This is a genomic window from Gelatiniphilus marinus (genome assembly GCF_042684345.1).
Classification (GTDB): Bacteria; Bacteroidota; Bacteroidia; order Flavobacteriales; family Flavobacteriaceae; genus Gelatiniphilus; species Gelatiniphilus marinus.
Window position 1 is genome coordinate 840025 of the sequence record NZ_JBHULK010000001.1, and the last position, 24666, is coordinate 864690.

The following is a 24666-nucleotide window of genomic DNA, read 5'->3' on the forward strand; positions in this document are numbered from 1 at the left end:
TTGGCTTTAATTAGTTCTCTTATAATAATTCTAACATGGTTTGCTCTAAATAATCTGAATAGGCTTTAATGGTTGGTAAATTAAATACTTTGTTGAGCGGGATTTCCAATCCTAGCTCTTCATTTAACCTGGAGGTAACTCGTATTGCCGCGAGCGAGTGGCCGCCCAAAGCAATAAAATTATCGTGGATACCAATTTTATTTAACCGTAAAACATTTTTCCAAACGCCCTCAACTAGTTTATCAATTTCGTTTCTTGGTGGCACATAAGCTGTTTCCAGTTCAAGTTGCTCGGTATTAAAGCTGCGAAGGGTTTGCTTATCAATTTTACCGTTTTTGGTTAGTGGCATTTCATCCAAATACTTAAAACTGGAAGGTAGCATGTACTCTGGCAAACGTTTAGAAAGCTGATCTTTTAATTCTTTTACTGAAATAGATGGGTTACCGGTATAATAAGCCACGAGTTTTTCATCGTTTTCAAAAGCATCAGATTCTTTATAGCCTATTTCTTCCATAATGCGCTTTACTTCAACCTCCTCAATATATTCGTTTATTTCTTCAAGGCTTTCATCTCTGGTTTTGTGCCCTAAGCGTACATCCCAACTGTACGGAAACGAATAATTGCTATAGCCTTTTTCTTTTTTATGCACATAAATTCCAACTTGATTGATGAGGCAATTTGTAGATCGCCCTGTATCTGTTGGCCTTACCCAACCTATTTTTTCATCTAAATACGTAAGCATTTCTTCTAAACTCACATCGGAATATCTGTAAAAATCTACAAACTGTACTTTATCAAAAACCGCATCATCCTTAAACATGGATACGTCCAACAAATCTTTTACAGCGTCTTCCTCTCTGTGGTATAGTTTTCTGACTTCTAAAATGGTGTCGTCAATTTTTTTTACATCCAATTCTTCGTCCCAAAAAAGCTCTTCGGTTAAACGTGTTTCGAAAAACTGCCCGCGGGACAACCCTGTAACGATAAACGGAATTTGCTTTTCGATGGCTATTTTGGTACTTAGCGTGTAAATGGTTTTAAAGCAACCATTGCATACGTTTTTGTGGCGGTTTAAACTGTCGATAAAAATGTCGTTCATGTGTTTGGTGGTTCCAAAAACATGATCGACACCAAGCTTTTTAACAATGCGTTTTACGTTATCGATAGCCTGTTCGGAAATGTATCCGTTATCCAAAGTAAAGGCTAAAACCTTTAAGCCCATGCCCACCAATTGAGCCAAAATATAGGTACTGTCTTTCCCGCCGCTTAATAGCGATATGCAATCGTAAGTTGGGTTATTGCCTTTGTTTGCGGTTAAAATCGTTTTTAACTCATCTTCGGTTTTAAAGTACTTTTCAGCTTTGTCTTTATAGTTTTTAAAGGCATTGCATAAATGGCACACACCGTTTTCATCAAAATCGGTATTGGGGTAATTTGATGGCAATCCGCAGTCTTTGCAATTAACAACATCTGCTTCGGCAATTTTTATTTTGCTGCTCTTAGCTAAAACAACAGCACAATTTTCTATGCCATTTATAGCGTTTAAATTAGATTCGATGTCGGTTAGCTCGATGCGATAACCGCGCAACTTAACCTGCTCGTCCACTCTACCTAAATATTCGTATTCGCCATTTTCGTTTATTCTGGCCAAATCGCCGGTATTGTACATTTTTTGTCCTTTTATAAAAGGATGGTCTGTAAATTTTTCTTCGGTTAATGCGTTTAAGCCTAAATAGCCATTTGCCAAACTATCGCCACTTAAATACAAAGTGCCAACAACTCCTTTTGGCACTAGGTTTTTATAGTCATCTAAAATATAAGCATGCATGTTTAAAATGGGTTTGCCTATGGGCACCGAACTATCTTGATGTGTTTCTGGGTTAAACTCGCTTACAATACAGCCCACGGTGGCTTCGGTTGGACCGTATTCGTTATAAATCTGCACGCGATTACCAAATGCTTTTTTTATAGACTTACCAAGACTAACTTTAAAATCTTCGCCACCAACTATTATTTTTTCGATAGCAGAATCTGTTAAATCTTTATCTTTAAAAAGCATTAAATGCGACGGTGTAAGCTTAATGGCATTGGCTAAATTATCTTTTACAACATTTAAAACCGCGGTATCTGGACCAGAAGTGTTTTCTTTGTAAACAAGTATTCTTCCGCCGCTAACTAATGGCAAAAAGGTTGATGTAATAGTTAAATCGAACCCTATGGAAGTGCAAAGTGCAAAAGCCAATGTGCTATTAAAATTATAATAATCTTTAGCCCAAAATATATAATTTGAAAGTGCTTTGTTTGAAATTTGAACGCCTTTTGGGTTTCCTGTGGAGCCCGATGTGTAAAGTACATAAGCGAGCCCGTTTTCATCCTGTTTAATATCTAAATTTTCAGAAGATTGGTTTGCCAAATCTGCTTTAATAGCTGATGTATCAATAATTGGAATTTCAATAGAAACCAAGTTATTTTTTAAATCATTATTGGTTAAAACATGCGAACAATTGGAGTCTGAAATTATAAAACCAACACGTTCTGAAGGTTGGCTGGAAGCAATGGGTACGAATGCTGCGCCTAGTTTTTTAGTGGCTAAAACACTAATAATGTAATCTGAATTCCTGTAATTATAAATTGCAATTTTATTATCGATTACAACACCTTGCTTACTTAAATAATGTGCAAGTTGATTTGCTTTTTTATTAAGTCCCTTATACGTTAACGTTTCATTTTTATATTGTAGCGCAACAGCATTGGGATTGGTTTTGGCATGATTTTGAAAAGTTTCTAAAATGGAAATGTACGGATTTGAAAGCCCTAATTGTGGCGTTAAAAAACCTGTGATTTCTTTGGTTGATACTAATGCTTGCTTGTTTATGGGTTGGTTAATATCTTCAATTATGGCATCAACTATTTTTAAAAAATGCAGTGGTACTTGTTGCGCCACTTCATTATTAAAAACAACGTTGTTTAAATCGAAATGCACTTCCATATTGCCTGTGGCATCAAAATCGTAAATGTGGCATCGCAACTGGTGGGTCATGTCGATATGGTTGGTGTGCATCCATTCAGACTGCATTGGCATTCCGTTAAAATCTGAAAAACTAGCGGTTATAAAATTAAAAATAGTATTAAAGCTTCTGCTTACTTCTGGCACAACCATTCCTGGTTTTACGTGCCTTAAATAGTTGTTGGCTTCAATGTTTAAACGTTGCAGTATAGTGTAAAAGGTATCGTTATCGGTTAGCTCCATAACCACTGGAAATATCTCTATAAATAGACCAACTGTATTTTGATAAGTGGTGTTTATCCTGTTGTGTGCCGGCGCCCCAAAAACTATTTTTTTGTCGCCACTTATGCGGTGTAAGTAAACAAAAAAAGCGGTTGCCAATATATTGAAATGGGTGAGGTTTGACGACCAACTTCTTATTTCTGGTTTTTTAGCTAAATCTTTTATTTTTTGATAGCGCTCTAATCCTAATTTTACAGATACGCGTTTTGATGCTGTACTGTTCTCTTTTGATTGCTTTCCGTAAAAATTTGAGGTTTTGCTGAGACCTTTTATCTTACGGGTCCAATATTCATAATTTTGTGCATTATCTTGTTTTTGTTGATTATTTTCAAAAATAATGTAATCTTTAAATGAAGGAATTTCAATCATTTCATTTAAAGCATCGTTTTCTACATGCTTATATAATTGGGTTAAATATTTGTAAACCAATGTAGCCGAAACCGCATCTGTAACCAAATGGTGCATGTTTAAAAACCAAATGTACCTTTGATTATCAATATTGAGCAATGCCGCATCGAATACTTGTTTTGTTAAATCCAAAGGTAGTTCGCTTCTGTGCTTTAGCCAGTTTTTTATGTCGCTCTCGTTAGCATCATTATCAAAATGGATAAGTTCCAACTCAACATTTGTATTTAATGTTATGGTTTGATATGGCGTACCGTCTTTTTCTAAAAAAACAAACCTGAGCGCATCAACCTGCTCAACCAATGCTTTAAAAGCTTTTTTAAAAACCGCCACGTTAATGGCCCCAGAAATATCAAAAGCGTGTGTAGTGTTGTGCAATGGCGATTCTGGATTTAGTTTTTGTCCTGCCAACAGCATTAATTGACTTTGGGTTAATGGCATGTATTGGTTGCTCATATTTAGGTTGTCTATATCAATTGGGTTATTTTTTGTTGTATGTAATCGGTTATCGTTTCAATGCTCTTAAAGTTATCAAAAGTCATCTCTTCTGATAGCACTTCGATACCAAACTCCTTTTCAATAAAGTTTACAAGTCTTATCATACCAATAGAATCTACAATTCCCGAACTTAAAATATCATCATTAAAGGCTATTTTTTCTGGTTGGTCTTGTACAAATTCGTTGGTTATGTAAGTGCTTAAAATTTTATTTATTTCCATAGTAAGCCAAGTGTAAAATTAGTCGTTAAAAAGTTGATTAATAATTAGCTCAGGTAAGTTAACATCAATAAAAATTTCATTTTAAATAACCTCAACATAAAACATAGCATTTTTTATATCAGAGTAATAAAACAAAGGTATAAGAAATAGCGCTACACTTAAAATACATTTTATGCAACTTGACGACTAATTTATTGAATTAATCGAAAATAATAACCTATCTAGCATAGAATATTTTAATAATAACGATATTGTTTAATAAAAAATTCAATTTCAAACCATCCATTATGCAAAAAAAGCTATTGTTTCCGTTGTTGTTTATTTTCATAGTAATTGCCTCAGTTAAATTACAGGCCCACAATCCAGATAGAAGTATTATTTATTTAAAAATCTATGAAACATCCAATATTGAAGGCGAATTTCATATCAACGTAAACGAATTAAACGACATTTTAGGCTTTAGCATTAGCCAAAGCTTTACCGTTGCAGATATAAAATTGCATAGGCAGGATATACAAAACTACCTTTTAAGCACGACCAAGTTCAAATCCTTAAAAGGCCATCACAACATTATTTTTGTTGACGAACTTTATACCATTCCCACTAGTTTTGGAGATTTTATCTCTTTAGGCTTTTATTTAGATAACTCTGTAAACATTGCCGATAATATTGAAATTACTTTTAAATCTTTTTTAGAAGAAGACCCGAACCATATTAATTATGTAACCATACAGCATAACTGGAAATCTGGTATTATTAACAATGAGGCTATGATAGCTTTAGTTTACGATAACGAAAATTACACCAAGGTTTTATCGGTAACAGACACATCGGTTTGGAAAGGCTTAGTGGCCATGGTAAAAGAAGGTATTTGGCATATTTGGATAGGTATCGATCATATTTTATTTCTATTGGCACTTATATTACCATCGGTTGTTAGAAGGCGCAAAACCAATACAAGCAAATACAGCATTTACGGTTGGGAGCCAGTTATGACGTTTAAAACGGCTTTTATTTACATTATTAAAGTGGTAACCTTTTTTACCATAGCCCATACCATAACCTTAACGCTTGCTTCTCTGGAAATTGTAATGTTACCCTCTAGAGTTGTAGAATCCATTATCGCGTTTTCAATAGGTTTGGCGGCTTACCATAATATTAAACCCATTTTTAAAATGAAAGACTGGATTATTGCTTTTATCTTTGGGTTATTCCACGGATTTGGTTTTGCCAGCGTTTTAAGCGATTTAGGGTTAACCGGAGAATTTTTAACACTATCGCTGTTAGGGTTTAATATTGGCGTAGAAGTTGGTCAAGTGGCCATTATTGCTGGCATTTTTCCTGTACTTTATTTAATAAGAAAGTATAACTTTTACCCAAAGTTTTTGGTTTACACATCGGTATTGCTCATTATTATCTCGTTATATTGGTTTATTGAACGTGCATTTGATATTAACCTGCTATTTGATGATTACTTAATAATGTATGCCTACGAAACAGCAAAATGGCTCGGGCTTAAATAGTTTAACTCAATACATGGCTTGTGAAAAAAGATATAGAAAAATCATCAGTACTCGACAGATGGAAAAACAGAGATAAAGTAAAACCTACTGCAAACGTTATAAAAAAAGCCCCTTTGCAGGAAAGCATACCTTTGTCGCACGGACAGAAAAGACTGTGGTTTTTGCAGCAAATACACCCTACAAGTCCTTTTTATAATTACTCTGAAACATATACTTTTAATGGCTCACTTCAAGAAGATTCGCTTATAAAAGGCCTTAAAAAAGTATATAACGACCATGATATATTACGAACTACATACCATATTAAAGACAGCAACATTTATCAAAAAATTGATGAGTCTGCGGTTTTAGACATTTCTACCCACAATTTAAGCACTCTAACAGAATTAGAAGCCAATGCAAAGGCCTCCCAGATTATGGAAGCCCAAGCCACTAGGCATTTTAATTTAACAAAAAATCCATTGGTTAGAGTAGCGCTAATTAAGATAAACAACCAAAAGCACATACTGCTAATCACACTGCACCACATTGCTACCGATAAGTGGTCCATGCGAATTTTTAGAGACGATTTAGCAAGCCACTACAACGCATTAACTTTAAACACCGCTTTTAAAAATAAAAGAACAGAGCTTCAGTACTCAGATTATGCACATTGGCTACAAACCAAAAAAACAAATACCAAACAGCTAGACTACTGGAAAAACAAACTCGCTGGAGAGATTCCTAATTTAAATTTACCCACAGATTTTGTTAGGCCACTGCAACCCTCTTTTAAAGGTGCTGCCTCATACACTCAAGTATTTAACCGCGATTTATCCAGCAAATTGCTAGCCTTATCAAAACAATTAGAAACCACTCCGTATGTGCTCATGCTTTCTGTATATTATGTTTTTTTGCACAAATACACAGGACAAACAGATATTTTAATAGGCTCGCCAGTAACCAACAGAGACCAAAAAGTACTCGAAGAGCTTATAGGCTTTTTTAACGAAACCATAGTTTTAAGAACCAAAATCTTACCAAGCACCACTTTTAAAGATCTGGCATTACAAGTAAGAAAAACAACCTTAGAGGCTTTTGCTAATAAAGATGTACCGTTTGATGTTTTGGTTAAAGAACTAAAGATAGAACGATCGTTAAGCATAAACCCATTCTTTCAAGCCATGTTTCTGTACCATTCGGTACCAGAAAACCCGTTTTTTAATGATGATTTAAAAATGACGCATACTTGGTTTGATTCTAAAGTTTCAAAATTTGATCTCACCATATATATTTCTGAAGAAGATGGGTTGTTATCATCAACATTCGAATATGCCTCAGATCTATTTAGTGCGCCAACAATCGATCGTTTTCAAAATCATTTTAAATTACTTTTAGAAACTATTGTAAAAAACCCAAACGAGCGCATCTCAGAAATCCCCATGTACACCGCTACCGAAAAGGCGTTTTTACTAAATAAAAAACAACCCGTTTCCAAAAACTTTACTCAATTTAACGGTATTCATAATATCATAGAAGATATTTCTAAAAAACATCCAGAAAACGTAGCTTTAACCTATAATGGTAATTCGATTACTTACAAAGCGCTAAGCGAAAAATCAAACCAAATATCACAAGAGGTATTAAAAAAATCGAGCCAAAAAGAAATTGTAGGATTGTGCATCGAGCGCTCTTTAAATATGATTGTTGGCCTACTGGGTATTTTAAAAGCAGGCTGCGCCTATTTACCAATAGATCCAGAATACCCAAAACAGCGTATTAATTTTATACTTAACGACGCAAAGGTTAGCACCATAGTAACTCAAAATTCACTTTTAAATCTTTTTGATGATTTTGAAACTAACCACGTTTTAATTGATACCATTGATTACTCAAAAAATGATGGTACTATTGAGTTTCCAATAGCAAAAGAAACCGATTTAGCTTATGTAATTTACACTTCGGGCAGTACCGGAAATCCAAAAGGCGTGCCCATTACCCACAAAAACATTATAAACTCTACGGCTGGCAGGTTGGATTTTTATGATGAAAATCCATCGGCTTTTTTGCTCATGTCCTCAGTTTCGTTTGATAGTTCTAAAGCCGGTATTTTCTGGACCCTGTGCACAGGCGGCAACCTGGTTATTACCAAAAAACGCATTGAACAAGATATAAACAAAATAGAAACACTAATAAAAAAACACAATATAAGCCATACATTAATGCTGCCATCGCTTTACCAATTACTATTGGAACACGCCAGCATTACAAATTTAAAAAGCTTAAAAACCACTATTGTAGCAGGAGAGGCCTGTGGTAAAAGTTTATGTAAGCTACATTTTAAAAAGCTACCAACGGTAAATTTATACAATGAATATGGCCCTACTGAAGCCACGGTTTGGTGTATTGCACATAAAATTACCCAAGAAGATTTAAAATACAACACCATTCCCATTGGTAGCCCTGTTGCCAATGCAGAAATTTACATTCTTGACAAAACACGTAACATGGTACCCTATGGTGCCATTGGAGAAATTTATATTGGCGGAACGGGACTATCTAAAACCTACTTAAATAGGCCAGAACTTACAGAAGCTGTATATATAAAACACCCTATTAACACTGAAAACAACAAAAAACTTTACAAAACAGGCGATTTAGGCAAATTTAGAAATGATGGTGCCATTGAGTTTTTAGGTCGAGCAGATTATCAAGTTAAAATTAGAGGGCACAGAATAGAACTTGACGAAATAAAAAAAGCAATACTTGAAAGCAATCTAGTTAACAAAGCCATAGTAGTAACAGAAACCAGTGGTGGTAAAAATGACATTATTTATCCAAGTACATTCACCAATATTGCCCTAATTGCCAAAATACTTAAAGACAACCTAACAACTAATGAGATAAACAAGCTACTAAATGCCGTAAATCTTTTTGATATTACGGGCAATATAAGCGATAATATAGAAACATTATCAATAAGCGAGCGGGAGTTGCTTTTTTTAAAAATGAAACAGTTAATGGCCAACAAGCCTAAATCTAACTTAAAAAAACCTAAGCGCATTGTTGCATACATTACCAGTAACCAAGATTTAAACACCACAAAACTCAAAGCCTTTTTAAAAAACAAAATACCCGATTACATGATGCCTTCAAGCATTATAAAGCTAGAAGAATTCCCTATGCTTCCCAATGGAAAAATTAATATCAAGGCACTAAGGCAAAAAGCCACTTCGCATTCAAACTCAGAAAAAACACAAGAATTTAAAAATCCAATAAACGCTGTTGAAACTAAACTTGTACAAATTTGGCAAGAAGTACTTAACATAGAATCCATAAGTACTCAGGATAATTTTTTTGATATTGGCGGAGATTCCATATTAAGCATTCAAATTATAGCAAAAGCAAAAAAACTAAACTTAAACCTTACGCCCAACCAGTTATTTGATAACCAAACCATAGCAGAACTTTCGAAATCAATATCGAACAAAAAAGAAGCAACTTCCAACCAAGAGCTACAAAATTTAAAATTAAAACATATCATTGGCATTAAACAACAAGGCAAAAACGCACCTTTATTCTGTATTCATGGTGGTGGCGCACACTTCTTCTTTTATAACCTTTTATCAAAATATATAGATAAAGAACGGCCTATATACAGCATTCAAGCATCTAGCATTGATGCAGACTTGATTCTGCACGACAGTATAAAACAAATGGCTCTGGATTTTATAAATGAAATTAAGCAAGTGCAACCACAAGGCACTTACCACATTATGGCCTACTGCTTTAGTACTGCTGTTGGTTTAGAGATTTCCAGAATTCTAAAAAAAGAAGGCGAAAAAGTAAACCTGATAATTGTAGATACCGTAGCTAAAAACCAAGATAGATACGCCACATCAAGAATTAAGTTGAGAACAGCACAGTTTTTTATACGCTTATTTAAAAATCCGTTTAAAGCAGTAAAACTATTTGCTAAGTCTAGAATAAACCGCATTATAAAACCCGCTGTAAGCAAACATATTGGCAACAAAGAGCAAAGAAAAATTGCAGTGCTAAGAGACAACCAAGTTAAAAACTATTTAAAATACAATTGGCCACCTTACCATGGAACAATTACCGTATTAATTACCGAAAAAGAAGATAAAACGATGAACCAAGATATAAAAAACACATGGAACGAAATTGCATCAAACCAAATAAAAATAGTACCCGTAGAAGGCCACCATACCACGTTGTTTGTAGATCCAATTGTAAAGCATACATCAAAAACCTTGGAAAATTGTATGCAAGAATTTGAAAACAGCCATTAAAAAATGCACAATAACAATATAACAAAAAAACCTTATTTACTATTAAAAAACGTTGTACATGTATGGTATGCATATTTTTCTAATAACACCAATAACCTAAATTATTATTTAAAGCTGCTTTCTGAAGATGAAATAAAAAAAACATCAAAATTCAAGTTTAAAACCAACCAGCAACAATCCATCATCTCTCGAGGTATTTTAAGACAGTTATCTAGTAAATATCTAAACATAAAACCCGAATCCCTAAGCTTTAAATACGGCAAATACGGGAAGCCTGAATATGATTTCGATTCAAAATTAAAATTCAATATTTCCCATTCGGGGGGTTTAATCGTACTTGGTTTTGTTAAGGATTTTGATATTGGCGTGGATGTTGAAAAGGTTAAAAATGATTTTGATGTATTGGAAATCGCTTCAAATTTTTTTTCGGCATTAGAAATCGAAGCCTTAAAAAAAGTCCCAAAAGAAAAACAGGTCGAAAATTTTTACCGATGCTGGACACGAAAAGAATCGTTTGTAAAAGCCAAATCTCTAGGGCTTTCGTTTGCATTGGATTCGTTTTCGGTTTGTATAAATTCAAACAGTAAAAGCAAATTATTGGAAACAAAATGGAACGAGGCCGAAAAACACAAATGGCAGCTGCACCCCTTTACATTGCAACCTGATTATAAGGGCGCAATTTCTATCCTGGGCAATATAAAAACTGTTAAATACTTTAATTTTAATAACTACAATTTTAATAGCTAAGTGTTTTACGAACGGCACTTTGCGTACATGGGCAATTACTAATACCTTGTAAAAAGTCAATACCAATTGTAACCACGTGTGTACCCGAATTAAATCTTGCCAAATCGTTAATGGTTATTTGGTAAGCATAGCCAAAGTAAAAATTAGATTTTTTAAATCCGGCCATTGGACCAACGTTTAAAGGTTTTAAAAACTGATCGTTAAGGAATCGGTAGGATAGTCCTGCCCAATAATAATCGTCGTTTTTATTGTATTTCCTGAATTTGAAATTCAAATCGGTGGCAGAACGCTTATCGCTACTAAATAACTGGTAAAATATAGAAGGCTCGTATTCCAGTCCGCTTTTTTTAGGCCCTCGAAAGGTAAAGCCCGAATAAAGTTGATAGTTTGAAATAAGGTTTGGCTCCAGTTTACGAATGTCTTTATCTATGTTTTTATCTAAAATGTTATTGGCATTAAAACTTGCAAAAAAACCTTTGTAGCGGTAAAGTGCGCTCACATCGAAATTATGGTTTGATGTGCGCCTATCGTCGGTTATATTTGATGGCGGAACTGGGTTTCCCCCTGGACCATAATCAACAAAATTATTAATATCTATTCTGAAATTATTTAAATTGTACGAAATACCAAACGAAAGATACTGTCTTGAATAATAATCTAAAACCAAATGATGCGCAAACGAGAATTTAGCACCGGTCTGGATCGTGTTTCCGTTTCTATCGTTGTACAAAGACACACCAACACCAGAGCGGTCGGCAATCCTGAAATCGGCATAAATGGATTGGTTATCTGGCGCGCCCTTTATGCCAACCCATTGAGTTAAACCGTTTGCCCTAATTTTTAAATTATCGCCAATACCGGCATAAGCGGGCGAAATTACAAACTCGTTATCTGCCAAATATTGGGTAAAAACAGGCAAATTCAATTCTTGTCCATAACTATGATAGGTTACGGCTATAAAAAGAAGATATGTAATTAGTTTTTTCATTTTTATGATTTTTTTTTTGAAAACTTTATCGGTACAGTGTAAAGTGGCCAACAAACTCACGGTTGTCGTTTTTATCGTTCAATCTTATAACATACCAGTAATCGCCCGTAGGGAGTTCTTTGCCATTGTACTTTCCGTCCCATTTTTCGCCAATGCGCATGGTTGCTATTTTGCGGCCGTACCTATCAAAAATATCAAAGGTCAAATCTTTGTACTGGTCTGAACAACCTGGGCCCCATTGATCTTGATTGCCATCATTATTAGGAGTGAAATAATTAGGAATACACACATCAACATATTCAAAATACCGTGTTGCGGTGGCAAAACAACCATAACTATCTGTTACGGTAACGGTGTAATCGCCCGATGCGTAAATAAAGAAGTTATTGCTGCTTCCGTAAGGCACGCCGTTTAACGTAAATTCGTAATCGCCTGTTCCGCCTGAAGCTGTGGCAACAATTTCGTTTAAAGCACCGTCTTCCAATGTTAATGTTAACGGATCGTAAGCCTCAATATCAAAAGTATCTGTTGTTTGTATGCAGCCGTTTGTATGCCTAACATCTATAGAGTGATTCATCCCTGGAGGTACATCAACAAACACATTGCTGGTTTGATAGACGCCGCCATTAAGCGAATAATCTAAATCTGATGGGTTTACGCTAGCATCAACCGTTACGGTAACCGTGTTGGTTGACAAGTTATTGGTACAGCCAAACTCCACCACTAACTCTGGGTTTATTAAAACCGAGGGCGGGAATGTTATGTTCCATTCAGATTCGCAGTTTTCAGCATCGCGCACATAAACCACGTGATCTCCACCAGCCAATCCTGTAAAATCGAACTGGGTTTGCGTTAGTGCGCCCGTTGTATAGGTGCCGTTAATATCATTTAAACTTACGCTATATGGTAAAGTACCACCAGAAATCTCTATACTGAATTCTCCATCTAAATCGCCACTGCAAACCTCGGGTATAATTGAGTTTGGAACAATTGTAAGCATTACCGGGACAGGCTCATTAACAGTGAAATCCAAAATAACGAAACAGCCCAATTCATCTTGCGCAATGGCTTGGTAGGTGCCCGGAGCCAAATCTTCAAAAACAGGGGAATCGAAAAACTGATTCAATTGCGGGGAAATCGCATATTTTATAATACCTGTTCCTCCGGATGCCGTTATTTCCATCACACCATTATTGCTTCCAGTACAAGTTACATCGGTTACCGTAAAATTAGCAACCAACGGTGCCGTTGGTTCGATAATGGCAGTTTGTGCACTTACCGCTAAACAATCTCCGCTATCTACCTGTACTTGGTAGGTTCCTGGTGGTAAATTGGTAAATACGCCCGGGCTGCTTTGTACGGGTGCTGGAGCAATATCTGTACCTGTAGCATCTTGCAACGTATATATGTAGGTGCCCAAACCGCCTTCTGCAGTTGCGATAATAACACCTGTATTATCGCCAGCACAATTAATTGAAGCATTAGTTGTATCTAAACCGACTATTAATGTTGGCAGCGGATCGATGGTTATTTCATTTGAAACAGCAGACACACAACCATTGGCATCTCTTACGTAATATTGATATGTACCTGAAGTTACACCTGTAATTGTTGTAGATGAAGCAAATGATCCTAAAACCGTTGCAAAGTTAGCAGAATTACTATACTCGTAAGTTCCTGTGCCCCCCGTTGCACTTAAAGTTAATGCTGCATCAGTAGTACAGGTTGGTGTTGTTGCAGCAACCAAACTTGCCTGTATTAAAGTAGGTTCTGTAATTACTACATCTGTTGAAGTCATTGAACAATTATAGCCATCGGTAACAGTTATACTATAAGTTCCAGCTACCAATCCAGTAAATACGTTTGATAATTGCGGACCAGAAGTGCTTGCTGTTGGCGCAATAGTGTTTAATGTATAAGAATAATTAGTGCCTTGGCCGCCACTAGCGTTTACCGTTATCGTTCCGTTTGAATCTCCGAAACAAGATAACATGGGCACATTAGCTGTTGCCGTTACCGCAATTGGAGGCGGAACAGCTAAGGTTACGCCATAAGATGCAATACATCCGCCAGCATCTCTAACATTAACGTTATAAATACCCGCTGATAAATTAGTAAATGTCCCGTTTGAAGAATACGCCACCGATGCAGCTCCTGTTAATTCGTACTCGTAAGAGCCCCAACCACCGGTGGCAACCGCTGTAATTGTACCGCTGTTATCATCACAGGTTACGTTTGAAGTTTCGGTAGCAGTTAAGCTTAAAACTTCTGCTGGAGACGGTATTATAACATTTGATGTACTTGAACAAAACGGACTAGCTGTTTCTGTAATTACCACAGTATAACTTCCCGCCAAAAGTCCTGTTATTATTTGTGGGTTTGTAGAGGTATTGGCAGATACCACACCAAAAACCGAGGTGCTGGTACTATCAAATACTTCATAATTATAAGTTCCTGTATAGCCATTAACCTGAAGCTCAAAAGCTCCTGTATTACCACTAAAACAGGTAATTGCCGCGGGCGTTGTTATAACCGTAGCAGGTGTTTCGATGGGTACAACTACAGTAGCCTCTTCAAAACATAAGGTAACAGCATCTGTAATGGTAACGGTATAAATACCGGACGGAAGACCAGAGAACACGTTTCCGCTTACGCTGATAGATGCCGGAACCGGACTAATAGCATAGGTATAAGTACCTGTTCCGCCCGTGCCTGTTACCGTAATTTGCCCATCATTATCATTACAAGTTGCAGATGCCGTTACTGTTGGAACCAAATCTATAGGTGCCTCAATAGTTACAGACACTAAATTACCACATCCATTGGCATCTCTTACCTCTACGGTGTGTGTGCCAGAAGCTAAATTAGATATGGTAAATGGTGCCGTAAGCGACTGAAATGCTCCACCGTTTAAACTGTAACTATATGGTGGAGTTCCTGCTGTTGTTAAAGCAACATCGATCTCAAAATCACCTTCGGTAACGGTACACGCATTGTTAACTGTTGCCGTAATTACAGGTTCCGGATCTGGTGGCAACACTATAACAGGTGTCGATTTTATACACCCATTGGCATCGATAACATGTACGTAATAATTGTTAGCATCTACATTAAAGGTAGTTGCTGAAGCCCATAAAGGATCTGTTGCCAATGGAGGTATTGCCGATGTTGTAATTTGGTATAAATACGGATCCGTACCGTTTGTGGCTATAGCACTAATTACACCCGAATTTGGAGCACAATTTGCATTGGCGTCTACTGTTGCCGTAATATCCAAATCTATTACAGACTCTGTAATTTCAAAAATAGTCGATGCCGATTCACAACCATTAAATGCACCCGTTCCGTTTTCGGTAAAAACCATATAATATTGCCCTACCGATAAAGTCCCTGGAGTTGGTGTTGTTACCGTTTGCGGCACGCCAAAAGTAACGGGCACATTGGCAGGTCCATCTACCAAAACATTTGTATAAGCCCTATATATAGCATAATCAACCGATGTTGTGGTGCTATCAAAATTATCAATGGTAAAGGTTACACTACCATTATTTTCGCCCAAACAAACCACATTATTTGGAACAACTGTAGATGTAAGGATTGATGCTGGATCAATGGCCGCATCTGCAGATTTTACAAAATAACAGTCTGTTACAAGGTCGTGTACCACAAAGGTATAAACTACCCCAGGCGTTAAGTTGTTAAAGGTCCTGGTATTGCCTCCCGGAACATCTGGTGGCAAATACGATGTTGGCAACGCGTAAGGCGCCGAGTTAAATTCTAAAATAGCAAACTCGTAACTACCACTTCCCACTAGAGACGTAGCTTCTACCACAGCTATACCACCCGTTGTACAATCGGGCACTACGGTATTAACATCAATAAGCAAATCATCTGGTGGAGATGCCATAGTAATTACATCAGATAAACTACAGCCATTGGCATCAACAACATTAACGGTATAAATACCAAAATTAATAATATTAAAGGTATAATCTTCATTGGATACGGCCGAATATGGATTGCCTGGTATAACATCGCCAAAATTATTTGTTATGTAATAAGTAAAAGGCGCTGTACCGCCCGTAACGTTTTCAACCGTAATAGAGCCTAAGCTTGAGCCACCCGGGTTATTACAGGTAATATCCACTTTACTTAAATTAAAACCAATAGGATTAGGTTCGGCTATGGTTATGGTTTCAGTATCTGTACACGAATTAGAGTCGGTTAAAGTAATGGTATATATGCCCGCTGGCAAACTACTTGTTTGCGTACCGTAATTCGTTCCGGTAGTATCGTTATTCACATTAATTGTAAATGGAGGCGTACCAACGGTATTATCTATATTTACTTGAATGGAGGCGTTAGAATCGCCACTGCATAAAATAGGTTGGGTTTGCACTACTGAAATGATATCGGGTAACGAAATGGCATTTACGGTTTGTACTGAAGATTCAGCAGTACAGCCATTAGCATCGGTTACTTGGAATTGAAAAGTACCATCAACCGAAGTGGTATAAGTAAACGGAGAACCCGTTGCCCCCAATGAAGCATAAGCACCGCCATTAAATGAAACGGCATAAGTAAATGGAGCGACACCACTAGAAATTGTACCAGTAATTACCGCATCTGGTGATGCCGTACAATCTAAATTTTTAGTTAATACCGTGTTTAATGTTACCGGTGGCAATGGCAAAATGGTATAAGATTCGCTATATAAACAATCATTGGCGTCCCTTACTTGAAATGTATAAGTACCAGATGCCAATCCTGAAAATATATTTGAAGACTGATATGCCGTTGCAGAAGCCGCAGGTGCAACAATTTGATACTCTAAAGGTAATGTTCCGCCAGTTGTGGTTAGCGTTACATTGGTAGTTACAGTAGGGCAACTTAATGGTGTATTGCTAAAGGTTAAATCTGTTGGAGGATTTAAAGGATCGATAGTAATTGGAGCGGTAACAAAAGTACAGTTGTTGGCATCCATAATGGTTACCGTGTATGTACCATTGGTTAATCCTGAAAAAGTCGTTCCGCCTTGAAAGGTAAATCCATCAAGACTGTAACTATACGGTGCATTGCCTCCAGATACTCCAGAAACGGTAATTACACCATTGGTTAAACAGGTATAAGGTGTTGTTAAAGTTGCTGTACCAGAGATGTCTGTTGCTGCAATAATGGTTGTGGGTTGCGGTGCGGTTAAACATACATCTGCTGCTAGGGTATATTCTACAACTACATCGTAATTCCCTGCGGTAAGTCCGGTAAAAACAGGCGAATTAAAAAATGTTACGCCATTATCGATACTGTATCGTAAACTATTTCCGTTGGGGTTGGTTACGTTTATGTTTATCGTACCAGAATTCAAATCATCTGCACATAAAATATCGGTTTTAGTTACGTTAAAATCTGGTGCAGGTGTGGCATCAACAGTTATAGATGTTTCTGCTGTACAGTTGTTGGAATCTACAACCATAATGTTATAAACTCCTGCTGTTGTTACAGGAATTGTTGGTGTGGTTTGAAAAACCGTAGTGCTATTTACAAAGTAAAAATATGGTGGTGTCCCACCCACCGGATATACGGTAATTTCACCATCAGTACATGTTAGCGGTTGTGTAAGTGCAGAGGTTGCTTCTAATAAAGGCGGGTTTATAATCTCGATATCTTCAGAATGGGTACAACCATCTTCTGTTGAAACATTAACCGTGTAAATGCCGGGGTTTAGGTTTGAAAACGTATAATTATTATCATTTATTGGGCCTACGCTATTTACTAGAGTTGCGCCGTTGTAAATGGAAAAGAAATATTGCGGCCGCACATCGTTTGCTGCTAAAACCACACTACCAAACTCAGCATTACAATAAGGCTGTTCTATAAGTGTTGAAACCATAAAATCGCGTTCGCGGATTTGAACATCGGGCACAGAAAAAATACACGGATTTGGACTTACCCCTATTTGCCTTACATAAACCGAATATATATTAGGCGTTGTAATTGAAAACGTGTTGCTAGTTTGATAATTAGTACCATCTATACTATACTCGTAACCATTGGGTACACCGCCAACTACTATCTCACCGGGTGTTGTACAATAAATGTCTCTTGAGCTTACCGTTGGAACCAATAAATTGGTATAAACGTTAAAATAAAACTGATTAAAACAACCTCCAGTATAATTTAAGGTTAATCGGTATTGGCCAGCCGTATCTATTAAATAATTTGGACCTGTTTGAACTTGGTTCCATGTACAGCCTGCATCTTCATTAGCACAATCTTGATCTGTGACCGCGGCACAACTTGTTTCATCTAATTTTTCCCAAATTATAGAAGATGCATCGGTAATGTTGGTTTGAATATCTCGTGAATCGCCTGTACCGCATAAGAAAAAATTGGGCAACTCCTTACCATCATTTGGGCAAACTACCACTTGATCTGCAAAAGGTATTAAGGGGTTTGTTACACCAGCACCAAAGGTAATTACCTCGAACTCTTGATTGATTGATTGGCAAGGTGCCGTTGCTGTATTGCGCACATAATAGGTTCCTGTTGTGGTAACGGTAATGGATTGGGTGCTGCCTATTACCGGTGTGCCTGTTGGACTGGTGGACCACGAATACGAGTCGTATCCATCTCCAGCCGTTAGTACTGTACTGTCTCCGCATAGTATAACTTCTTCGGTAAACGTACAATCTATATCGGCAAGAAAATTAGTAGCGGTCGGGTTAAGCAAACAGCCTGCATTGGTATTGAAACTTGGATCGTCTGAAATGGTAAAAGTAGGATTTAAAGTGCCGTTATAAGTAGCAAATGCCTGATTACTTATTATATTATCGCAAGCATCATTTAACAAACTACAGGTTTGCACTACGGTTACCTTAAACCGGATTTCTTGTAAGGGATCGTTTTCTTCAACCACAGAATCATCAACACTAAAAATTATTTCTCTAGTAGTTGGATTGTAACTTTGCACGGCAACACCTGAAGGTAAATCCAAGATATCTACCGGATAATTAAAAACGATATTCAATGGAAGTATATCTCTAATAGTTAAATTTGTGGCATTATCATTTCCTGTATTTTGAAAACCAATAACATAATTCAACTCATCGCCCAAACCAACCAATTGGCCACCAATATCGTTCCCCAAAGCATCTTCAACAACTTTGGTAAGTACAATATTGGGTTCAATGATATCGACGGCAAAAGCATAAAAATAAGGAAAATACGTATCTCCACTGGTTTCTAGCGTTACTGTTGCAGATGTAGCATCATTAGCAATAACCGAGTTCCCTGGATTTGGTACAACCATTACCCCTGTATCGAAACCTAAAGTATTAGTGCTGTTGGGGTTTCTATTGTTTACAGGAGTTGCGCTTAGCTGGGTAACCGAACTGTTAAAAAAGTTAGTTGCTGGTCTATCAGCAGTAGAGAGGTTTACACCGTTAAGCAATAATTGATCGCCTAAAATAGGGCTGTCCCCTTCTAAGGTCGCAAATGCAAAGTTTGCCCGAACTGGTGCAGGAGCTGGAACAGTTCTAAAACCAGAAACAGGAATATCCAATGATGTATTTCCACCAGGTACACTTATGGCACTAAACCCATCGAAACTGGTAATGGACTTACCAGGTAATTTGGGGTTTTCGTAAACAATAAACAAAGACCATCCTGCTGAATGCCCTGTGCCGTTTCTAGGGTTATAAGACGCTGTTCGCCCTTGTGCCGATGATACATTGGCCACAGTATAAGTACCTATATTATTTGCTAAACCCGTAACAATGCTGGTTACATCTGCATAACAAGCATACGGAAAACTATCTCCGCCATCTACAGTTGTGCCGTTTGCATTAAAAACAATATTACCAACAACATCATGGTAAGCACCTGACGGACCTTTAAGTTTAACATTTGTAATAGGTGCTGTACCACTATTTACAGCTCCCCAATACAATCCTGCATGAATGATTTTGTAACAATCTGGGTCTGGAATTACTAAATCTGCACTAGATGAGCTAAATGTTGTTGCATCACCATCTATATCTATATATTGCATGTTAACATTATGGTTATAAACCGAATTGTTGTTAAATGCATTATTATCTGGCCCTAGAATGTTGTTGCCAATTAAAACAATATCGCCTTTTAAATCTTGATTAAACCTAGGGGTAAATGGAACAAAATTTTGAGAAAAAGCCTGTAAACCTATTGCGAGGAATAAAACAACAACTAAGGTGTTAACATAAGTAGTTTTTTTCATGGTCGATTATTTTTAGCGTTTCTTTTATATTTGGGGCATATAAAAAAGAAATTTTATACTATTCTGAAAACCAATAAAGTAATATTATTTTTACCTGTAAAGTATTTTATCTTATTTTAATGATTTTAAACGGTAAATATCGTGAATTTTTTTACAATAAGGATAATGGAATACAATAAATAATGTATTTAATCGTTGAATTACGCTCTTAAACCCTTGTAGTTGTTTTTTTTGTAATATTTTACAGTAAAAAAATCGGTTTTTTAATTGACCTGTAATTTAGAATGATTATAATTATCCCGGTGATTTTAAAATATATATAAAAAAACTAGTTTTAATTACTTCTCTAGCAACCCTAAGCCGGAAACCAAAAACACCTTTGTTTTGCACCAAGCTACAACGTTAATTTTCAACTTTTACCATCGCCATATTATTGTTGTAAGGCTTGGTTCCTTTTAATTTCATAGCATTTTTAGCAGAATCGATATCATTGAATTTTTGATAGTGGATATAGTATTTATTAGATGATACATCAAAGAAGAAATCTATGTTTGTTTGTCCGGCAGCGACAGCTTTCCTTAAAAATTCGTCTCTTTTCAACACATCGCTATGTACCGCAACTACAACATAATAACCGCTTTCTACATGCTTTACTTCTTTTACAATTTGAATGCTAGTGCCCTGTTGCTCACCAGAGTCAAAGTCGGCTGCCGTTAAAGGCTCAGAGGCTAACGGGGTAAATTGTTTTATTTGTTTTAAGGCTGCTCTGTCTTTTAAATACCGGTCTTCCTCATTATCATAAACAGCACGTTTTATTCTTCGTTTTCTTTCTATTTCAGTAGCTTCATTAATGGCTTGCAAGTTAGACAATAGGTTTTGCTTTGTTTGTATGGCTTTTCTCTGTTCGGTTTTAAGATCCTGTATTGTTTTAGAATAGAATATATTGGCAGCATCGTTTTTATCGTTAACCGTTTTAAGCCTCTCGTTATATAAATTCTCTAATTGTGCAATTTGGTTGTTTTGCGATTTTATTACGTTGTCCACTTCTTGCTTTAAAGATTCTAATTTGGCGTTTTCTGCCGAAACACTTTTAAATGGTTTAGGTGCCTTGTAAATACCACGTTCGCTTAAATCGTTTTCTTCTTTTAAATCTTTAAGATCTTGATTTCTACTATCAACCGTTTCGCTTAATTTTAACAATAATTTTTGCTGTTCTATTTTAGAATTAGCTGTTAATTTGGTGAGGTCGTTTAGGTACCTTGTGTTTTGGTTTGTTGGCACGGGCACTAATACACCGTCTAGCTCTATCATTTGTATTGTTTCGTCTTTTATTGCATTTGGTGCCGCTTTGGGTTGGGTTTTCTTAATTGCTGCTGTATCGCTAATTTGCTTATTTTCAACAGCTTGACCTTCTGCTTTTTTCTGTGCTTCAATTTCTACCTGAGTTTCAATTTTTGCTTGAGCTTCTTCAGCCTTTGTTTTGGCTTCAATTTCGACTTTTAGTTTAGCTGTTTCCTCTAATTTTAATCGTTCTTCATCTGCTTTATTCTGAGCCTCAGCTTTAGCCTCTTCTTGCAACTTGATTCGGTTTTCCTGGTCTGCTTTTGCCTGGGCTTCCTTTTCCAATTCTAATTGGGCAGCTTCCGCAGCTTTTAGTTTAGCTGCAGCTTCTATCTTCTGCTTTTCGGCTTCTGCTTTTTTCAGGGCTTCTATTTTTGCTACCTCTTCCTGCTTTATTTTTTCTGCTTCGTTGTTTTTATTTGCTTCAACTTTAACTTCTGCTTCCTTTAGTGCTTGGGTATCCTCGCTCGCTTTTGATTTGGCTACTTCAGTGGCAATTTTAGCAATATTTTCTTGTTCTGCTTTTGCTTGTCTTTGTTGAGCGGCCACTTTTCTTGCTTCCGCTTTGGCTGCTGCAGCTTCACGTCTTGCTTTAATTCTTGCTTGAGCTTCTGCTTTTGCTAGGCGCCTTTCTTCTATGCTAAGCTTTGGTGCTGTACTGTTTTTAGCAAGTACCTTTTTCTTGGTATTTGTGTTTATAAGGGCTTGCTCGTCATCATCACCGCTATAACTGTAGCGTTGTTTGTTTTTAAATTTGTAGGCCAAAGTAATCTCGTGAGAGTTACCAAAAGTTAACAGATCTCCAATAGCTTTTTCGTAATTATACTCAACCGCTAATTGTGTGGTAATGTTCAAGCCCAATCCGCCTGAAACACCGTATAGACTGTTATAGCCAGCTTGTGCCCATATACCTTTGGGTACGTTAAGCATAACCAATCCAGAGACTACGGTTTGGTTTTTTTTGAATTCGGAACGCAACAATCCCGTAAATTTACCCTCATCGAAAAAACCACGGCTACTTAGGTAACCTGTGTACATTAAATGCCCTTGAATGCTTTGTTCTGGGTTGTTTTGAATCATTTGAGAGGTTAACAAATTATAGGAAACGGCATTTTTAACTGAAAGCCCCAAATCAATAAAAGTTGTACCGTAATTTATACCCGGGTTTATTGTGATTATTGAATTTGAAGGTATGTTTTCCAGCGATGGATCGAGGAAATTTGTATTGACACTACCCTCGTTTATACCGCTTTTGTAAAACCCAAGATTAAGCCCGAACGTTAAATTGCTTTCGGTGTTAAGTGCCGCATTGTAGGCAAAATTCAATATGCCACCAAAGGTAGTCAACACACCATAATCTTGCTGAAACAGGCCAACGCCTAAGCCCATATTTTCCCTAAACCTGCCGGCATAACTTGCCAAATAGTTTAACGGAGCATCATCAAACTGTACCCATTGCCTTTTATTGTAAAAGGTAATATATTTATTTTGTTCTCTAACAAAACTAAATGTTGGGTTTATGGTGTATTTATTAAATTTTAAAGAGTTTCTTGAGGGCACATCAAAGGCAACTACGCCATTATCTTGGGCATATGATTGTTGAGCGATACAAAAAAACAAAACGATATGTAAAAGCCATTTTTTCATTTTATTTTACGATAGTAATCGAGCCTTTTTTTGTTTTGTTATCCGAGGTGGTAATAACATAATAATAAACAGGGTTTATACTGTTAAAATCCAATTGGTTCTCGGGCCAATTGTTTGTATAATCTATGGTTTTAAACACTATCTTTCCTTGGGAATCCATGATTAGCACTTCGGTGTTTGTTCCGCTTAAATATGCTTTGGGTATAATCCATGTATCATTAAAGCCATCTGAGTTCGGGCTAACCAAATTGGGTATTTTAGATGCACTCTTGCTTAAAATAAATGAGTGCTCTTTGGTGGCTACGCAGCCAAGTGTTTGGGTAACTTCAACCTTATAATTTCCTGTTTTGGTGGCTTGGTAAGTTTGGGTTGTGGCACCTGTAATTAACACATTATTAAAATACCATTTAAACTCGGGGCTATTGGCAGTTGTTGTTACTGTGGCTACTAGGGTTTGGTTATCATCAATGGTGTTAACACCTAATACATCAATATCGCTTGTAAAGCCATAACCATCTAAATTTATTGATGCACTGGTACTACAATCGCCCAAATCGACATCTACAGAAAATTCGCCAGACTCATTGGTTACATACATTTGGTTTGTGGCCCCGGGAATTTCTACCCCATCTTTATACCACTTGTAACTTACACCGTTTATAGCGCTTAAAGATGTTGAGCCTTGACTTGCGCAGTAAGGGTTGCCCAGACTGGAACTAATAGCAAAGGTACCGTTGGTTGTAGATTCGCCTACCGTAACCCGGTTTGAAAATGAATTGGATGTACAAGAACCATAATTGGTTTCGGCAAAATAGGTCCCTGGTTGATTAACCGATAGTGTATTACCCGATGCCACAAAAACCGATGTGGTTAAACTGGTTTCTTTATACCAATTATAAGTGAGCATTGGGTACTGCAATGGCGAATCGTTGTCATCTGCACCAGGGTTATCTATAGTTAATAAGTAGCTACCGCCAGAACAGTACATACCCGTATCGATTAAATTGTTTATTGAAAAAGGTGTATCTTGTATTTTATAATAGGCCGGAAAAGCTACAGATCCGGTACTTGTAGCAACAGGTGCTGTACTTTTCACCCTGAGCTTATAAGATTCGCCAACAGCATCTGTAGGCAATGAAAAACCAATGGTTGCTGGCGATGATGTTATTGTGCCCTGTGCAGATGTGTAAACCGCGGTAGCGTTTGTAAAAGCCCCTGATGCATCTGAAAGCTCGATGATAAATTGATTGGTTGAACTTAAATTAGCCTCTGGAGAAAAAGCAAAAGTAATATAGTAAGTATTAAACGAATCGCTGGCGCAAGCTTGGGTAAACCCTAAACTTGGGTTACTAATAACCACTTGTGCACCAATAGACTTAGTTAATAAAAGAATAAAAAAAGCAAGACTGTAGGTTAAGGTTAAATGCTTCATCTGTTATAATTTTCTTTAAAGAAGAAGCC

Annotated in this window: 9 protein-coding genes; 3 read left to right on the top strand and 6 right to left on the bottom strand. The window is 36.8% G+C overall.

Annotated features, from left to right (window positions below; translation table 11 throughout):
- Window positions 1-19: 19 nt before the first annotated feature.
- Together ACFSQS_RS03640 and ACFSQS_RS03645 are read right to left on the bottom strand one after the other, a co-directional pair.
- Complete coding sequence (locus ACFSQS_RS03640) at window positions 20-4150, bottom strand: amino acid adenylation domain-containing protein (RefSeq protein WP_388014247.1); 4131 nt, start codon at window positions 4148-4150, stop codon at window positions 20-22.
- Between the two features lie 11 nt (window positions 4151-4161).
- Complete coding sequence (locus tag ACFSQS_RS03645; protein ID WP_388014250.1) at window positions 4162-4413, bottom strand: acyl carrier protein; 252 nt, start codon at window positions 4411-4413, stop codon at window positions 4162-4164.
- Between the two features lie 287 nt (window positions 4414-4700).
- On the opposite strand from ACFSQS_RS03645, the gene ACFSQS_RS03650 reads away from it, so the two are divergent.
- From ACFSQS_RS03650 to ACFSQS_RS03660, 3 genes are read left to right on the top strand one after another with little or no spacing between them, the layout of a single operon-like run.
- Window positions 4701-5936, top strand: coding sequence for a HupE/UreJ family protein (locus tag ACFSQS_RS03650; protein WP_388014253.1), 1236 nt, complete (start codon window positions 4701-4703; stop codon window positions 5934-5936).
- 20 nt (window positions 5937-5956) lie between these two features.
- Entirely contained in the window at window positions 5957-10228 is a 4272-nt protein-coding gene (locus ACFSQS_RS03655; RefSeq protein ID WP_388014256.1) for an amino acid adenylation domain-containing protein, read from the top strand.
- Between the two features lie 3 nt (window positions 10229-10231).
- Window positions 10232-10975 (top strand): 4'-phosphopantetheinyl transferase family protein, encoded by a 744-nt coding sequence (locus ACFSQS_RS03660; RefSeq protein ID WP_388014259.1) that lies wholly within the window; start codon window positions 10232-10234, stop codon window positions 10973-10975.
- On the opposite strand, the gene ACFSQS_RS03665 is transcribed toward ACFSQS_RS03660, so the two are convergent.
- The 4 genes from ACFSQS_RS03665 to ACFSQS_RS03680 form a co-directional block, all read right to left on the bottom strand.
- The gene (locus ACFSQS_RS03665; protein WP_388014262.1) at window positions 10965-11963 is read right to left on the bottom strand and encodes a PorP/SprF family type IX secretion system membrane protein; all 999 of its coding nucleotides are present in this window, start codon (window positions 11961-11963) and stop codon (window positions 10965-10967) included. The genes ACFSQS_RS03660 and ACFSQS_RS03665 overlap by 11 nt on opposite strands.
- A 25-nt stretch (window positions 11964-11988) precedes the next feature.
- Window positions 11989-20217, bottom strand: a complete 8229-nt coding sequence (locus ACFSQS_RS03670; protein WP_388014265.1) for a T9SS type B sorting domain-containing protein — start codon at window positions 20215-20217, stop codon at window positions 11989-11991.
- Between the two features lie 402 nt (window positions 20218-20619).
- A complete protein-coding gene (locus tag ACFSQS_RS03675) occupies window positions 20620-23205 on the bottom strand; it encodes a PorP/SprF family type IX secretion system membrane protein (RefSeq protein WP_388014268.1) in 2586 nt (861 codons plus the stop codon).
- A 1-nt stretch (window position 23206) separates the two neighbouring features.
- Entirely contained in the window at window positions 23207-24637 is a 1431-nt protein-coding gene (locus ACFSQS_RS03680; protein WP_388014271.1) for a T9SS type B sorting domain-containing protein, read from the bottom strand.
- Window positions 24638-24666 lie beyond the last annotated feature (29 nt).

What these genes read in the sequence shown, in the direction of transcription:
- ACFSQS_RS03640 (WP_388014247.1), bottom strand. Translation starts at nt 4,150, where the DNA reads ATGAGCAACCAATACATGCCATTAACCCAAAGTCAATTAATGCTGTTG.
- ACFSQS_RS03645 (WP_388014250.1), bottom strand. Translation starts at nt 4,413, where the DNA reads ATGGAAATAAATAAAATTTTAAGCACTTACATAACCAACGAATTTGTA.
- ACFSQS_RS03650 (WP_388014253.1), top strand. Translation starts at nt 4,701, where the DNA reads ATGCAAAAAAAGCTATTGTTTCCGTTGTTGTTTATTTTCATAGTAATT.
- ACFSQS_RS03660 (WP_388014259.1), top strand. Translation starts at nt 10,232, where the DNA reads ATGCACAATAACAATATAACAAAAAAACCTTATTTACTATTAAAAAAC.
- ACFSQS_RS03665 (WP_388014262.1), bottom strand. Translation starts at nt 11,963, where the DNA reads ATGAAAAAACTAATTACATATCTTCTTTTTATAGCCGTAACCTATCAT.
- ACFSQS_RS03670 (WP_388014265.1), bottom strand. Translation starts at nt 20,217, where the DNA reads ATGAAAAAAACTACTTATGTTAACACCTTAGTTGTTGTTTTATTCCTC.
- ACFSQS_RS03675 (WP_388014268.1), bottom strand. Translation starts at nt 23,205, where the DNA reads ATGAAAAAATGGCTTTTACATATCGTTTTGTTTTTTTGTATCGCTCAA.
- ACFSQS_RS03680 (WP_388014271.1), bottom strand. Translation starts at nt 24,637, where the DNA reads ATGAAGCATTTAACCTTAACCTACAGTCTTGCTTTTTTTATTCTTTTA.